At 56.2% G+C, this 15,743-nt stretch carries 13 protein-coding genes and 2 pseudogenes; 6 read left to right on the top strand and 9 right to left on the bottom strand.

Going from position 1 to position 15,743, the window contains the following annotated elements; translation table 11 throughout:
* Window positions 1-147: 147 nt before the first annotated feature.
* The gene (locus RPE78_RS05900; protein ID WP_406721492.1) at window positions 148-738 is read right to left on the bottom strand and encodes an NADPH-dependent F420 reductase; all 591 of its coding nucleotides are present in this window, start codon (window positions 736-738) and stop codon (window positions 148-150) included.
* Between the two features lie 91 nt (window positions 739-829).
* Here RPE78_RS05900 and RPE78_RS05895 point away from each other — a divergent pair, with 91 nt between their 5' ends.
* Entirely contained in the window at window positions 830-1,609 is a 780-nt protein-coding gene (locus tag RPE78_RS05895; protein ID WP_406721491.1) for an AraC family transcriptional regulator, read from the top strand.
* On the opposite strand, the gene RPE78_RS05890 is transcribed toward RPE78_RS05895, so the two are convergent.
* The 5 genes and pseudogenes from RPE78_RS05890 to RPE78_RS05870 all read right to left on the bottom strand — a co-directional run bounded on the left by RPE78_RS05890 (window position 1,592) and on the right by RPE78_RS05870 (window position 7,188).
* Window positions 1,592-1,798 carry a DUF2268 domain-containing putative Zn-dependent protease gene (locus RPE78_RS05890; RefSeq protein WP_406721621.1) on the bottom strand — a complete coding sequence of 69 codons (207 nt, stop codon included), beginning with the start codon at window positions 1,796-1,798 and terminating at the stop codon, window positions 1,592-1,594. The two genes, RPE78_RS05895 and RPE78_RS05890, sit on opposite strands and share 18 nt — an antisense overlap.
* Before the next feature lie 131 nt (window positions 1,799-1,929).
* A pseudogene (locus RPE78_RS05885) lies at window positions 1,930-2,055 on the bottom strand (DUF1153 domain-containing protein); the annotation flags it as partial.
* A 456-nt stretch (window positions 2,056-2,511) separates the two neighbouring features.
* Window positions 2,512-3,462, bottom strand: a complete 951-nt coding sequence (locus RPE78_RS05880; RefSeq protein WP_406721490.1) for a hypothetical protein — start codon at window positions 3,460-3,462, stop codon at window positions 2,512-2,514.
* Window positions 3,459-6,233 (bottom strand): toxin VasX, encoded by a 2,775-nt coding sequence (locus RPE78_RS05875; RefSeq protein WP_406721489.1) that lies wholly within the window; start codon window positions 6,231-6,233, stop codon window positions 3,459-3,461. Before RPE78_RS05875 ends, RPE78_RS05880 begins: the two co-directional genes overlap by 4 nt.
* Window positions 6,226-7,188 carry a DUF4123 domain-containing protein gene (locus tag RPE78_RS05870; protein WP_406721488.1) on the bottom strand — a complete coding sequence of 321 codons (963 nt, stop codon included), beginning with the start codon at window positions 7,186-7,188 and terminating at the stop codon, window positions 6,226-6,228. The genes RPE78_RS05875 and RPE78_RS05870 overlap by 8 nt, the downstream gene beginning before the upstream one ends.
* Window positions 7,189-7,523: 335 nt before the next feature.
* Here RPE78_RS05870 and RPE78_RS05865 point away from each other — a divergent pair.
* From RPE78_RS05865 to RPE78_RS05855, 3 genes and pseudogenes are all read left to right on the top strand, one after another.
* Window positions 7,524-7,670 (top strand): annotated as a pseudogene (locus RPE78_RS05865) (IS3 family transposase); the annotation flags it as partial.
* A gap of 451 nt (window positions 7,671-8,121) precedes the next feature.
* Window positions 8,122-8,898: an HAD-IIB family hydrolase gene (locus RPE78_RS05860; protein WP_406721487.1), complete on the top strand. Its 777-nt coding sequence runs from the start codon at window positions 8,122-8,124 to the stop codon at window positions 8,896-8,898.
* Window positions 8,899-10,125 (top strand): glycosyl transferase, encoded by a 1,227-nt coding sequence (locus tag RPE78_RS05855; RefSeq protein ID WP_339108527.1) that lies wholly within the window; start codon window positions 8,899-8,901, stop codon window positions 10,123-10,125.
* Window positions 10,126-10,176: 51 nt separating this feature from the next.
* On the opposite strand, the gene RPE78_RS05850 is transcribed toward RPE78_RS05855, so the two are convergent.
* The gene (locus RPE78_RS05850; protein ID WP_406721486.1) at window positions 10,177-11,925 is read right to left on the bottom strand and encodes a sugar phosphorylase; all 1,749 of its coding nucleotides are present in this window, start codon (window positions 11,923-11,925) and stop codon (window positions 10,177-10,179) included.
* 209 nt (window positions 11,926-12,134) lie between these two features.
* Entirely contained in the window at window positions 12,135-13,160 is a 1,026-nt protein-coding gene (locus tag RPE78_RS05845; protein ID WP_406721485.1) for a DUF2793 domain-containing protein, read from the bottom strand.
* Window positions 13,161-13,316: 156 nt separating this feature from the next.
* On the opposite strand from RPE78_RS05845, the gene RPE78_RS05840 reads away from it, so the two are divergent.
* Both RPE78_RS05840 and kdsA read left to right on the top strand, forming a co-directional pair.
* Complete coding sequence (locus RPE78_RS05840) at window positions 13,317-14,282, top strand: KpsF/GutQ family sugar-phosphate isomerase (RefSeq protein ID WP_339108524.1); 966 nt, start codon at window positions 13,317-13,319, stop codon at window positions 14,280-14,282.
* Window positions 14,283-14,306: 24 nt separating this feature from the next.
* Window positions 14,307-15,137 carry a 3-deoxy-8-phosphooctulonate synthase gene (gene kdsA / locus RPE78_RS05835; RefSeq protein ID WP_339109454.1) on the top strand — a complete coding sequence of 277 codons (831 nt, stop codon included), beginning with the start codon at window positions 14,307-14,309 and terminating at the stop codon, window positions 15,135-15,137.
* 10 nt (window positions 15,138-15,147) lie between these two features.
* Here the strand turns inward: kdsA and RPE78_RS05830 are convergent, their stop codons facing one another.
* The gene (locus tag RPE78_RS05830; RefSeq protein ID WP_406721484.1) at window positions 15,148-15,708 is read right to left on the bottom strand and encodes a hypothetical protein; all 561 of its coding nucleotides are present in this window, start codon (window positions 15,706-15,708) and stop codon (window positions 15,148-15,150) included.
* Window positions 15,709-15,743 lie beyond the last annotated feature (35 nt).

The raw sequence follows: 15,743 nt of genomic DNA, 5'->3' as shown, positions 1-15,743 counted from the left end.
TCAATGCGGTCATTAGTGGCACCAATAGACCTAGCAGCGCGATGAAGAATATAAAACTGAATGGCGGCGCGCTTAGCCACCTAGGTGAGTGCCGGAAATTCCGCCGTAGAACAGGCCTCCTGCGGCGGAGTGTTCCGTTCGCTTGGTCTATGCTGCCGTTTCCAGTGAGAAGCCGATACGGTCACCATGCCCAAGTCCGTAGCCAAACTGGATCATCATTTCCGTCATCGGTTCGAGATAGCGGGCGTTGGTTAGGTCACCCGCTGCAATCGCCTTGAGGTTCATGCCCCGCACCAGCGTCGTAACGCATTCAACCGCCGCACTATCGTTGCCGGCGACGAATACCGGGAGCCTGCAAAGCGTTCCTTCCGCATGATCTGCCAGAACCGAGGCGAAGATCGTGTTGAACGCCTTCACAACGGCAGAGGTTGGCAACAGCCGAGCAAGTTCTTCCGCGCCAGAAGTGCTATGCCCCGTAGTCAGGCTCATGAAGTCCTCGGAGAGCGGATTGGTGATGTCGATGACCGTCTTGCCGCTGAGCGTCTGTTTGATCGCGGGTTGTGCCAAAATGGCAAGCGCCTGTTCGTATTTGAGAGCTAGGATGACGACCTCCGCGCGCGATATTGCTGCTACGGGATCGTCCGCGCGGCCCACGCTGTCCACCAGGTGTCCTGCGTTGCGGAGGAGGGTAGCCAGCGGCGTGCCCATGTTGCCTTTTCCTAGAATTGCGATCTGCATGTTTCATCTCCTTTGCTCGGATACTGTTTTCCGGATGCACTGGACTTAGCACGGCGGAGAATGTCATAATCGCCGTATAATGACATATGATATGCCCAAACAGACAATTCGAAATCTTATCGATCCAGACAGCGCTACGGCTGCGGTATTCGTGCTTTCCGACCGCCACCAGAGCCTTTCAGGGCCTTGGCACAGTCATCAGAGATTGCAGCTTCTGCATGTCAGCGAGGGTGTGCTGGCGGTCGAGACGGAGGCGGCTCGTTTCGTCATTCCTCCGCAGCGGGCTGTCTGGATTCCGCCAGGCAGACGGCATCGCATATCTTCGCGTGCGCCATTCTGGCTCACTACCTGCTACATTGATCCCGACAGAATCGACCTCTTCCGACAAAACGAGATCGGCGTGACGATCGACCGGTTGTCCGATGCCCTGTTGATCGCCGTGGCCGCCTTTGGTTCGCAAGGCCCCGGCTCGCCTGAGGAGGCGCGCATGCTTCAGGTTCTTCTGGATTGTTTGGCGCGGCTTCCGGCCTTCGACGTCGTGTTACCGCTTCCTGTCAGCGACCGATTGCGTCGCGTGACGCGGCCTCTACTGACCGACCCAGGACGAAGCGGAACCCTCGCCGATTTTGCTCAACAAGCCTGCGTCACCGAAAGAACAGCGGCGCGGCTATTCAAGGCCGAGACCGGTCTGAATTTTGGTGCTTGGCGCTTGCAGCTTCGTCTGCAAGCCGCATTGGGGTATCTGTCGGAGGGGCGCTCCGTAACAGAAACAGCCTTTGCCGTCGGCTACCGGGACGTTTCATCGTTCATAACTGCTTTCAAGGACCACTTTGGCCAGACGCCATCACAGATGCTACTGGGTAGAACCTAAGGCATATCTAAGGGCGTAGCCCTGCCACGCGGGATCCGTTCCGAAAAACCATGCGGCGTGGTCGTAAGCTGCATCGTCCCAAGCAACGGCTGCGTCAATTGCGGCTTGCGCGAGGGCTTTGTCATCGAGTGACGACTCCCACTTTTCAGGCGGCTCCCCATAGAGCTGTTGCGTAAAATGACCTGCCAAGACGAGACGACCTTCACGTTACAGCCTGGCGAAAGCGCCGAATGGAAGCTGGTGATGGAGGCCGGAGCCTTCGCGCGCAGAGAGTTCTCCATGCCCCGCTTTGCATCCTCGACCCAGCCCTCGATCTCGGAAGGCGTCAGGTCGAAGGACCGGCTCGCCTCCGACACCGTCGTCTTGCCTTGAATGATCTCGATGACGAGCGCTGTCTTTCGCTTCGCCGTCCACCGTTTGATGCTGTCTTCCAGCGTCTTACTCATGGCTACGTTCTCCCTTGTAGCATGAGCAGGATTTCAGTGGGTCATTACACTCAAACAGTTCAGGCGCGATGACCTGTCATGGGATTTTTCCTCCACCGTCGATTAGAGTCCGCCCCAACCTGAGGACGGACAATGAAGCGAACGAGATTCACGGACGAACAGATCATCGGTATCCTGGCCGAGCATGTGGGACCTGGCCAACGAGCGCCGACGGTTCGGGGCAAGAAGCTTCACCGAGGTATTCAAAGCAATCGGAGCAATCTGCGATCTCTACGATCCGGCAGAATGCTGGAACTACTTCAAGGCTGCCGGATATGTCTCGGGTTAAAATCGAAAAGCCTTAATGGGTCCGACATTAAGGTAATGGGTTTCGCGGCGGTCAGATTGCCGACTGCAAGATTGAGCAAGTATCTCCGAACCTCGAGGCCTCCTCTGGCCAGTATAAATTGCCCGCCCTCACTCTGGCCGAGTTGCGAATTCCAGAAGCGTCTTGTCCAGCTTTTTGTTGTTAAATCGTCTTGGAATAAGCGATGCGTGACGAAGCCACCAGCGTAACCAATCGAGAGGGAGGACCTTATCCCGATAGAGTTGACCAAGCCATGTCTCATCAAAGTGCAAACGTTCGAGGTCCGGGCGCTCTGTTGGGGGCGCTTTGCAGAAGTTTTTTACGAGACCACCCAAGTAATACCCCTGCGCGGGTCCCAAGGGGCACGGATATGCCCCTAGACGGAACTTCTTTTTCTTCTCTGGTTTGTCCAATCGGTAAAGCTCGACGACCAGCACATGATCTCCACCGCCGCGATCGGTAAGGATTGGCGTTGTATCTTCGGTGCTAAGCTTGATCTCGTCCTTTAGAAGGTACCGCCCCTTGCCCATGCGCGCCACATAGATGTGGCGTCCCCGCTTTGTGTAGGCCAGCCGCATTTCGCGATCAAAGCGCACTGGAAGGGCAATAGGTGCGAATATAGAGATTAGTAGGCCACCGAAGACAAAGAGCATCATCAAAAAAGTAGGGATGAGGCTGCTTCGGAAGCGCACCCAGAAAGGTTTCCACTTTTCAAAGTCTTGGACGTATTCTTCGATGGTGGGAACAGGTTCCCCAAGCGTTTCTCTCACGGATTTCGAACGTTCGTAGTTTATCTTTAACGCGTCTTCCAAAAAATAGACGAATTCAATATCATCCTTGAAATCACTTAGTAGATTGGTTCCAGTTGAATACTGATCGTAGCCAACGACTCCGAACATAAATAATGAAAAAGCTGTCAGAATGAAGCGAAGCCTTTGACGGAAGAGATCGGGAACCTCAAGCACCGTCGGTGAGACCAATTTCGCACTACGAGCCAAACGGTTCCAAAGTCTGCGATCCGTATTGACTTCCAATTCTTCACATATCAGTTGATCCATCACCAGATACTCTCATGCGTAAATGTTCGCGTATCGCTCGGAGATCCCGCATTCACATCGTCATAGGTGGCTGTAATACGAAGTTTGCTTTTCGCACCAATATATGCGCTACGGGGTAGCGTGACGACGGCGGTGCCTGCGGATTGGAATGCGACCCTATGGTCAACGCTTCTCGTTAATTCACTAAAATGCGGGCCGGTAAAGAGGTTCACGACCTCTACCTGCAGTTTTCCTATTTGTGCATTGCTTTCAAGTTTGGATACCTTGATTTCGATTTGCCCGTCATTAGGCAAAGTATCAACGATTTTGACGCTGGCATTCATATCGAGATACCGTTGGAGTTCTTGATCGTAGTAAAATTTCATATTTTCATAAGCTTGGGCTTCTGGTTTGGCGAGAACTCTAGCTTGAATGGTCTGATCATCCAAACTAGGTCGCGCAGTTCCCCAATATTCACTATGCGTGCCCCAAAAACCTTGCCGGACCCAAGTCTCGATATCGCTATCTGCCATCATGGAGATCACACCGCCAACGAAGATCACACCGATTGCAATCAGGGCAATGGGGCCAGTTGCCACGAACAAAAGGGCAACCCCGCCCACGACGGCCATGCCATTCCCAATGGCCATAGCGTAGTCTTCACGTTTAATACCTTCGTATGACAAGAAGCCCGAAAACACGATACCAACGACGCCGGTTGCCTTGGCCGCCAGCGGTCCGATGCGAACGGATTTTGCGATATTGCCAAATTGGCCCTCTCGTACCATCGCATAGGTCTTCATCCAAGGGTTTTCCTTGAACAGAAGACCAGCCAGTTTCTTCGATGCTGCCATGCCTGGCACAGCTTTTCGTGCGGAGTTAAGCGAATACACAGATCCGTAAGCTGACGAAAAACCGGAGATGAACTTGCCGGTACTACTGTTTACTAGCGCGCCGACGTCGCTCTTGTCGCCATAGCTGTTTGCGCCCCATGTCTTGATGGTTCCATGGAGAGAAAGAAGAGACGCAAGCAGCCCAAGCCCGTTTGCAGCGGTATCAAATTTGCCAACCTGACTGGCAAATCTCTTGTAGTTGCTGTCAACTTCTACAGTGACATTTACGCGGAACTCGACCGCTCCGAGTTCTCCATCGGCGGGCCAACGTTGGACAAAAAGATCGCCAAGAATTTGGTTTTCGGCGCTATCAAAGATATCCGTGGCACGCCCAAAAGAGTAGGTCTGGTCAACGAGCTTTGGAGCCGTGTAACCATCCGCCGTCAGCAATTCCTGAAACGTCGATCTCAGTTCGGTCGCCTTCTGGAAGGTTACTTCTTTTCTGAACATCTGGGTGGCCAGCACGCGCGTCGCATTTGTCTCGGACCCAGTGAAGCAAGCTTCAACCATTTCATTGCCATAGACCACAATAACGGCGTTTAGCGCGGGCCAGAAGTTGTTCTTAACTTTACCCGTCGTGGAGACCAGTGACTTAGTGAAGGAAAGTATCTTGCTGACGTTACTTTGTGCGGCCTTCAATAACCCTCCATCAGCCGTATCGCCCTTGGGTAACTTCGCGAGATCATTGAACACAGATGCGGCAACAAGAGACAGTTCGCTGCAATTGGCTTCGCCCGCTTTTGCACTGGCAAAGAACATATTACAGGCAGCCACCAGTTCACGGTGATCATTCGGATGCGCTGTCGCACTGTACCGACCGCAGAGTTTGACCATCGTCGAATACTGCGACATGAAACTGCCGGTATCATTTTGAATGAGCTTTCGAAGCCAATGAAAGGCAAGGCGGAAGATTATAGGGCCGAAAGCTTCTGACTTTTCGAACAGGTCTTGATATCTACTGTCGAATTCCTGCGAAAGTGGCGCCTTTTTTATCCATCCAGATTCACTCGAGACTTTTTCTTGCTCTTGATAACTTTTTACGGCTTTCCCGATGACCAAGGGATACTGGTGTTGCGCAACGAAATTCTGCTGGGTCATGACCTGTGTCGAGATAAGCCCACAGATGTCTTGCAGCTCACCTATCGGGTCATGAATGGCAGCGAGAACGCCTTTCTCAGCAGTATTGATACAACTCACCACAAAGGATGGCGTTTCGGATCTCGTTGTGGTCATGCGAACGACATTCGCGTCATCTAAACCCGCGTCTCCACCTGTCTCTGAGCCACGCCGGAAACCCGAAACGCGTTTTGCCAATTCTGTAATTGGTGTACAAAACGGGCCACTGCGCGAGGCAAGATCAAGGCGCGTCATCAACGTATCGCGCGTATCGGTATTGTGAGGGATGTCAAAAAAGACCTTCGAAGGCCAAGGGTTTTCGCTATAAGCCACCCAGACGACAGGAGTATCCTTGGGTACGAAAGCGTAGGGATAGGTTTCGTTCAATAGCTTCCAATTGGTACCCTCGGGGCTATCTTTTTTATCACCGTTTTCGTCCTGAAATTCATACTTGCTAAAAACATAGCTCCCTTTGGGCGCGACATCGGCCTTGGGCGAATAATCTGCACTATTGGCATCGCCCTGCACCGTCTGGAATCGGAATATCTGAAAATAGGTGCCGTCCCATGTGTAGAAAAAGCCTTGCCGGATGCGCAGCAGTTCATGTGCGGCCAGATCATCAATAGAGCTTGGCGTTGGTGGCGTTGCGCTACCTTTGTCCAGCATTTTGGACAAGGCATCCAAGGTCAGTGCGAAACGGACAGGAAAAATTGGAATAATTGTCGGATCACAATTTGCCGATAATTGCTCCGTTTCGGTCGTTTCAGAGAACGGCGGTTTAGGCATGTAAAAAATCCTTTTCCACGTTCGCCCAAATCGCTTTTGCGCGGATAAGAGGCGATTGGATACGCTCGGGATCAACAAGGTTTTCGTAGTGATCTATGGTCAGACCAAATTGTGCCAGTCGGTAGGATGCTCGCATAAACAGATAGTTGGCAGCTTCGATCCGATAGCCGCGCTCCAGTGCGACACAATATATTTTCTCTATGTTGTCATCGAGATATTCTTCAGACCAGATCTCGTCATCGTCACGAAAGGATTGTTTGATACGTTCAAGAAAATAAGATGCTCGCATGATGCGAAGCACCTGAAAGTCAGACTCAGTTATGCGAATTGGGGTTGAATCGCTTATGGCTTGCGCTGTGGCAACAACGACTTCGTCTTCGATATAGCTGATGAGGGCATCAAGCTTGTCTTTGCTAAAAAGCCTGTAGCTGAGACTTCCATAGCTTACTCCTGAACGCGCCAGTGCCTTGTTGAAACGCGGTTCCCAGAACCTGAAAAAATACCATTGGCCTTTCGCATCACGCACGCGCAAAAAATGTCGCAGATGCGCCCACAGGGCCTCAAATCCTGCGAAGCTTCGAATGAATATTGCTGCTTCCCGGTGTTGCGCATGTTTTGTTGTCCAGTCCGGCGATAAAGCAGGATCATAGGTTGTGAGAAGGCGCAGAAGTGGATCATCAGAGGCTACGCGTACAAGATAGGGAGAGAGATCTTCGAGATCCTCTGCGGTCTCCCCGGCAAACAGACAGCGGTATTCACCGTTGGTCTGCTCCAGTACTTCACGGCCCTGCACGAATTTCGAGGCATCAAGGACAATATAAACTGAGGCTTCGTCCTTGAAGAGGTTTTGCAAAAGGATGCTAGGCGCTGACTTGGGCTCGCTGCAAGCAAACTGTCTGTCAAGCGGGTGAACGCCCCGACGCGTCTGAAATTCTACATAGTCTTTTATCTGCATTATTAGATGTACTTAAATTCGGACGGGAACAAGCATAAGAATCCTGCGAGTTGCGATAATGGAAAAGGCCGCGAAATGGAACCCGGGTCGCTGAAGTTCCTTGATTTTATGCGGGGCGGAACCGTGGGAGTCATTTGCGGCTCGTATATGATAATTTTGCTTTTGTCTTTAATTCTGAGCCTCAGGCCGCGCGTTATAGGCGAGCTGACGTTATCCTCGTTCCTCGGGTATTTCATTGATGATGACCGATCAAATAGCATGAGGAAACTGTGTGGCGTCGATGCCCGAGCCGAGTAAATTTATAGATAGGAACGATCTATCCATAATTAGTCGACGTTCGGGTGATGCGGGATCATGACATCTCGCAGCGCCGGGCCTGCAGGCTTGTCGGTGTCGATCCAAAGACAGTCCGGCGTGAACGCCCGCCTGACTGTGCCGAGATCCGCAAAGAGATGCAGGAGATCGCAGGCAAGCGACGTCGGTTACCGCATGCTCAGCATTGTCGATGAAATCACACGGGAGGTGCTGGTGGCCATTTTGGAAATCGCTAGGCCCAGCAAATTGCACAGTAAAGTTGGAGATCAGCGAGTCTTCTGCCAGTAAGGGAAGTGTATGCAAACCGTTTCAATTTGGGTGTGGCTCGCAGCATTGACGAACCACTTCCTGAACGGATGCTCGGGTCTTTGAGAGTATCCTTATCAATTTTGCAGCTTTGACCGCCAGCGGAAAAAGAGGGGCTTCGGCCGGAGGAAAAAGCGATAGAAGCGGCGTTTGGAATTGCTCCAACGGTGGGGGCGGTCAAAAAACAACGGTGCCATCTGAGTAAAAAAACGGCGTTCTGGAATTTCTGTCAGGCCGGAGATTTTATGACCTGTCAATGCATTGAACTGTGACGCTTAGCGGATACACTTATAAAAAACATAAGGGTAGCGCATGAAGGTTTTGGTTTTCACGGATCTCGACGGCACGTTGCTGGATCATGAAACCTATAGCTATGCTGCCGCTCTTCCCGCGATTGCGGCTCTGAAAATGCGGGGCGCGGTTATTGTTATGGCCAGCTCAAAGACCGCGCAGGAAATGGCGGTGCTGCATCGGGCGCTGGAGCTGGGTGATATGCCGATGATCGTGGAAAATGGCGCCGCTTTGGTGAGGCCTGACCAGATGCGCAAGGATAGCACCGTTTATGCGCGATTGCGCGCGGCCCTTGAGGCGGTGCCCGAGGATCTGCGGAGGCTCTTCAAAGGGTTCGGGGATATGAGTGTGGCCGAAGTGGCCCGGTCGACAGGGTTGAGCGATGCCCAGGCGGCCCAAGCAAAGGCGCGCGCCTTTTCAGAGCCGGGCGTCTGGACGGGCAGCAAGGAACAGGAAGCGGCTTTTGTTTCCGCTTTGTCCCAAGGCGGTGTTCAGGCAAAGCGGGGCGGTCGGTATCTGACCTTGTCCTTTGGCGGCACCAAGGCGGGCCAGATGCAGGCGGTGATAGACCGCTATCGACCCGATCTGACGATTGCGCTGGGCGATGCGCCAAATGACCGCGAGATGCTGGAGGCGGCGGATATCGGGGTCATTATCCGCAATGATCATGGCACGGGGCTGCCCTGCCTTGCAGGAGAAGAGACCGGACGGATCAGGCGCAGCATGGCGCAGGGTCCGGAAGGGTGGAACAGCGCCATTCTGGCGATTCTTGCCGAATATGAGAAAGAGGAGGGCTAAATGGCCGATTTCCAACAAAACGGGAACATCACCCATTTTCATAATCTGCGGAGCCGCTCGAACGAGGAGCTGGTCTATGAGATCGAGTCCTATGCACAGAGCCGCAAGATTTCACTGATCCTGCCCAGCCTGTATTCCGAGCTGGAAGGTCCGGCACTGGCCAATATCGTGGCCGAGCTGTCCAAGGTGTCTTACCTGAACCGTGTGATCATCGGGCTCGACCGCGCCGATGAGGCACAATACCGACATGCGCGCAGTTTCTTTGCGGGGCTGCCGCAGAAGACTACCGTGATCTGGAATGACAGCCCGCGGATGAAGGCGCTGTATGAGCGGCTGGATCATCTGGGGCTGGCCCCGCAAGAGCCGGGCAAGGGCAAGAATGTCTGGGGCTGTATCGGCTATCTGATTGGCTGTGCCGATAGCGCGGTGATGGCGATCCATGATTGTGACATCGTGACCTATCAGCGCGAGATGCTCGACCGGCTTGTGTATCCGGTGGCAAACCCGTCTTTCCCCTATCAGCTGTCCAAAGGCTATTATGCCCGTATCGGGGGCGGCAAGCTGAACGGGCGGGTAACGCGGCTGCTGGTTAGCCCGATTCTGATCGCGCTGAAGCGGGTGGTGGGGGACCGCGATTATCTCGATTACCTGCGGGCCTTCCGGTATATCCTGTCGGGCGAATTCGCGATGCGCACGCAGATGCTGCCCGATCTGCGTATCCCTTCGGATTGGGGGCTGGAGATCGGCGTGCTGTCCGAGGCATGGCGCAATCTGGGGAGGGGCATGATCTGTCAGGTCGAGATTGCCGATGACTATGACCACAAGCATCAGGAAACCAGCCCCGAGGATGCGACGGCGGGCCTCAACCGCATGTCCACCGATATCTGCAAGGCGCTTTATCGCAAACTGGCCGCCGATGGCACGGTCTTCACCAACAACACGTTCCGCACGCTCAAGGCCACCTATTACCGCCGTGCGCTTGATCTGTTGGAAGCCTATTATAACGATGCCAAGATGAACGGGCTGAAGGTCGACCGGCATGCCGAAGAGCAGCAGATCGAACTTTTCGCGGAAAACATCGTGCGCGCTGGGCAGGTGTTTCTGGAAAATCCCGAAGAGCGCCCCTTCATCCCCACATGGAACCGCGTCCATGCCGCCGATCCCAACTTTATCGCCGATTTCCATCGGGCCGTGGCCGAGGACGAGGCGGAGTTTGCCCCCGCCTGAGGGCCTGCCGGAACGTCGCGACAGTGCCGGGCGCGTGGCCCGGCCTGCCTGTCAGCTGCGGTTGGTGATCCAGCGGCACTGATAGGGGGCCATGAGGACCTTGGTTTCGGGGCCGCCGTCGATGATCTCGCCCGAGAGAATGTCGAACCAGCGCTGCCCGTCGATCAGATTGAGGTCGCTGGCATTCACCGTGACCTCTTCGTCGCTGACATTATGGATGGCAAAGATCGATTGTGCCCGATCCAGCGACTGCCGCCAGATGCCGAACAAACGGGGATCGAGATGCAGGGTGAACTGCGTCGCATTCGGGTGCAGTGCGGGCTGACGGGCCCGCAGGCGCAGGCGTTCGGACAGCGCGGCCAGCACGCGGCTTTGATTGGTTTCATGATCGGCCAGCTTGGCGCGCAATTCGGGGTAGAACCACTTGTGGCGGTTGATGGCGCGGTTCATGCCGCGCCGCTCGACGGCCTCGATATCATTCGGCGTTGCCAGAAGAGAATGAATGTAGAACGCAGGGATCCCCTCCAGCGACATCACGATGGTCTGCGAACACAGGAAGCGGCGGATATGCAGGTCGTCCTCGCCCTTGAAGGTGCGGCTCATCGCATCGAAGAAGCCGCAATTCAGCTCGTAGGGGCTTTCGGTGCCATCGGGAAGCGAGCGCATGGAGACAAGGCCGCCAATCTCGCGGATCGTGTCGATGACCTTTGCCTTCTCGGTCTCGGGTAGCACCCCTTCGGCAGGGCGCATGCCGATGCCGTCATGGCTGGCGGTGAAATTGAGATAGGCGCAGCCCAAGGGCGCGGGCGGCATGGTGCGCTGCCATTCCAGCAGATAGCGCGCGGTGCCCGACATCATCGCATGCAGGATCAGCGGCGGCAGCGGGAAGTTATAGACGGCATGCGCCTCGTCACGATCCCCGAAATAGCTGAGGTTCTCGGCCTTAGGGACGTTGGTTTCGGTCAGCAGGATGACGTTCTCGGCGGCATAGTCGCACAAAAGCCGCATCAGCTGGATAATCGCATGGGTCTGCGGCAGGTGGATACAATTGGTGCCGACCTCCTTCCACAAGAAGGCCACGGCATCCAGCCGCAGGATCTGCACGCCCGCATCCACATGCAGACGGATGATACGCAGGATCTCCAGCAGGACCTCGGGGTTGCGGAAATCCAGATCGACCTGATCATGGCTGAAGGTGCACCAGACATAGCGCTTGCCCTCGGGCGTATCCACGGGTTGCAAAAGCGGCGTGGTGCGCGGGCGGGTCACTTGGCTGAGGTCATCCGAGGGGCGGGCTTCAAAGAAGAACCTGTCGAATGGCGGCTGCCCCTGCCGGTAGGCATTGAACCACACGCCCTGACTGGACACATGGTTGAGCACCAGATCCGACATCAGGTGGAATTCGGCCCCGATCCGGCTGATATCGGGCCAGTCGCCCAAGGCCGAATTCACCTTGCGATAATCGGTCACCGCAAAACCGTCATCCGAGGTATAGGGAAAAAAGGGCAGGATATGGACGCCGTTCACCACGCCCTTCATGTAGCTCATCAGGAAGTCGTTGAGCAGATCCAGCGGCTTGTGCGACCCGTCGGTGATGGAATCGCCATAGGTGATCAGAACCGCATCCGCCTGTGTCCACAGATTGTTTCCCGGCACACGGGGGCGTTTGCGCCGATGCGTGCCCTCGGGCCAGAACGCATCGATCACTTGACTTGCCATGATATCGGGATCGAAATCGGGATAGACTTGCGCAAGAAGCTCGGCGAGGCGGGCGCTTAGGGAACCGGTGGGCTTGGACATACGCGGGTGGTGCTCCGGAAGATGGCAGGAAAAACCGTTGTTCCTCATGATCCTAGGGCAGGCAAGCGGCAGAGGTCCAGCATCCACCCCCATTGCTCCGGTTCTTGCAGGGAAGATGTGATTAAAAAATGGGCAACGGGCCGGAAGCATCGGCCCAAAAGAAAAACCGCTCCGAAGGCCCGGAGCGGTAGTCAAAAAGGAATAGGTGCTTAAAACCAGCGGCCGAGGGCCGTTATTCTGATTGCACCCCCATCTGTAACCGATTGGTATGACAATGCGGTGACACTGCAATTCGTGGCGGCGGTGGGGCCGTTCCCCATCCATGTGCCCGCAATGCCCAAGGCCCCTGTGACCGTAGGAGGAGCGGCAAAGGCGGCAGGGAAGGTCCAGACAAGGGCTGCCGACTGGAACAGGCTGCCAGCCGCAGTCGAGATGGCGCCTACGGCAAGATCCGGCGACAGGCAGAGCAGGACGCCGTTGGCCAGTTTGAAATAGGCCCCGTCACCTGTTTCACCGCGTTCGAACAGCGCCCCCGCCGTCTGTGACACGCTGCCCAGAATGGCCGTGCCGCTGAGCGGGCCGTTGATTTCGGCTCCTTGCGGCATCATGGCAAGGCCGGTGGCCGCGCTGAGCGACAGCGCCGTGGTCCAGCTTGCGCCATCGGCACTGACCTTGACGGCGAAATCGTCATTGCCTGCGCATCCCATCTCGGCGCGGCCCGACCAGCCGGTCTGGAACACCAGACTGGCGGTGTTCTCGGGCAGGGCCTTGTTGATCTTCAACTGGTGGCTGGTGCCCGCATGGGTCAGCAGCGTTGCGTCCGAGGCAACGGCCAGACGATTGGTCTCGTCGGCCGCGCTATTCACCCCCAGACGCTCGACTTCGAGTGCGCCGGAAAGCAGCCCCGCCCAGTGAGTGCCGGTCCAGATAACCGATTGCGCCTCATCCGCGATATAGGCCTGCCAGCCGGTCTTGGGCGGGTAGATGCGCCATGCCTCGCCGCCCCATTGCACCACCGCCCCGTCATGGCCCGCCCATGCGCCTGCGGCCCCTTGCGGCAGGATGTAGCGGTGACCGGCGGACGGGGTCGCGGGTGGGGTCGCGGTTGTTCTGCTTTGGACAGACAGTTGCACCAGCGTATCCAGAATATCGATGGCTTCGTTATGGGTGACATGTTTTTGTGCTTGGGATGCCTGGATAAAAGGCAGGTCGAGATTGGCGGAACTATCGGTCATCGGGGTCCTCACATGCCGGAATGCGTTGCCGAAGCTTACGCGCCAAAAGGTGAGCCGTTCTTTATGGCGCCGTGCGCAGGGGTGTTGCGCTTTGGTATGTGGCTATCGGTCAAGCTGCGTGGTAGGAACGGCGCGAAACTGACTGCGGAGTGCCCGATGGCCCAACTCAAAAGCGCATCCGAAATCCTTGCGGCTGCACGGCAGGTTCTGACAATCGAAGCCGATGCACTGCGCCATCTCTGCGACGCGATGCCCGCCGATTTCGTGCCTGCGCTGGAACGGATCATGCAGGTTGAGGGGCGGGTGATCGTCTGCGGGATCGGGAAATCGGGGCATATCGGGCGCAAGATCGCCGCAACTCTGGCCTCGACCGGCACGCCCTCGTTTTTCGTGCATGCCGCCGAGGCAAGCCACGGGGATCTGGGCATGGTCACCGAGGCCGATATCTGCCTGCTGATCTCGAATTCCGGCGAGACGTCGGAACTGCGCGATATGATCTATCATACCCAACGGTTCTCGATCCCGCTGATCGCGATTTCGTCGAACCCCGACAGTACGTTGATGCGGGCGGCGGATTACAAGCTGACATTGCCGAAGCTGCCCGAGGCTTGCCCGATGGGTATGGCCCCCACCACCTCGACCACGCTGACGCTGGCCTTGGGGGATGCGCTGGCCGTGGCACTGATGGAAGTGCGCGGTTTCAAGGATACCGATTTCGGCATCTTCCATCCGGGCGGCAAGCTGGGCGCGCAGATGCGCCGCGTGTCGGAAATGATGCATAGCGGTGCCTCTTTGCCGTTCGTCGACTGGACCGCCCCGATGTCGGACGTGCTTGTCGAGATGAGCGCGAAGGGCTTCGGTATTGCGATCGTGATGAAAGATGGCAAATTGTTCGGCGTGATCTCGGATGGGGATTTGCGGCGCAATATGGACGGGCTGATGCAGTCCGATGCGGCGAAGGTGGCCAACCGGTCGCCGGTCACGATTGCGCCCGACACTCTTGCAGCCGAGGGGCTGGCGATCCTAAATCAGAAGAAGATCTCGGTGCTTCTGGTGGTCGAGGATGAAAAGCCGGTGGGGGTTCTGCATGTGCATGACTTCCTGCGCGGCGGCGTGATGTAAGCCATTGGTCGGAAGGGACGAATGATGAGCGTAGAAAAAATCGTCACCATCGGTGATATCCAGATTGGCGGGAATACTCCTTTTGCGCTGATCGCGGGGCCCTGTCAGCTGGAAAGCCTCGATCATAGCCGGATGATGGCGGAAAAGATTGCGGAAGCCTGTGCCAAAACCGGCACGAAATTCGTCTTCAAGGGCAGTTATGACAAGGCCAACCGGTCGTCGATCAGCACCCAGCGCGGTATCGGCATGGACGAGGGGCTGAGCATCCTGTCCAAGATCCGCGACGAATTCGGCTGTCCTGTGATCACCGATGTGCATGATGCACGCCAGTGCCAGCCGGTAGGCGAGGCCGTGGATGTGCTGCAAATCCCTGCCTTCCTGTGCCGTCAGACCGATCTGCTTCTGGCGGCGGGCGAAACCGGTCGCGCGGTGAATGTGAAAAAGGGGCAGTTCCTTGCCCCTTGGGAGATGGAGAATGTCGCCAAGAAAGTCGCGTCCACGGGGAACGAACGCATTCTGCTTTGCGACCGTGGAACGTCTTTTGGTTATAACACGCTGGTGACCGACTTCCGCGGTCTGCCGATCATGGCGCGCACCGGTTATCCGGTGGTCTTCGATGCCACCCATTCGGTGCAGCAGCCGGGCGGGCAAGGCACGACCTCGGGCGGGCAGCGGGAATTCGCGCCGGTTCTGGCCCGCGCGGCCTGTGCCGTCGGCGTTGCGGCCCTGTTCATCGAGACCCATCAGGACCCCGATAATGCGCCTTCGGACGGGCCGAATATGATTCCGATCAGCCAGATGGCCGGTCTGATCGAAGAGCTTTCCGGCTTTGACCGGCTGCGTAAGGGGCTGTAACGCCAGCCCCTTAACCTTCGTGTTCGAAAAAGATGAAGCTGTCCATGCTTTCGAAATCCAGGGCAGCTTCTTCGTAATGGGCCGGTGCATCAGCATAATCCGGCATGGTATAGGCCGCACTTTCCATATCCACATAGCTCGGCTCTGCGGTCGTATCGTCGGCCACGGCGCCTGCCGCCCAGTCGAACCCCAGCGCATCGGCATCCTGTAGGGCCTCTTCCGCGCCCGCAGCATAGCTGTGCCCGTCCACAAGACTATCCCCGCCATCTTCCAGCAGGGCCGCGTAATCGGCGGTATAGAATTCGTCGCCCGCTTCCATCATCAACATCATTTCCGCTGCACTGATCGGTGCTTCGGCAAGATCGTCGATCACGATCGGCTGTTCGATCTGGATGGCATCCGGATAGTCGATGCTGATGGCGGTCGGCACTGTGAAATAGGTGCCCATTGTAAACTGTGCCTCGCCCGTATGGCCGAGCTCGGCTTGAAAAAGCCCGACGAGGCCGCCCAGATTGGGGGAGCCTGTGCCGGAAGGGTCTATCGTTACTGAGGTCTCAACTTGGCTGTCCATAGTGTCTCTCCCAAGTGCTCATTCCGTAACGTCAT

It is taken from the genome of Thioclava litoralis (genome assembly GCF_045278885.1).
GTDB classification, from domain to species: Bacteria; Pseudomonadota; Alphaproteobacteria; order Rhodobacterales; family Rhodobacteraceae; genus Thioclava; species Thioclava litoralis.
The sequence above is the reverse complement of the archived record's forward strand: the minus strand, read 5'-3'. Positions and strand labels throughout refer to the sequence as shown.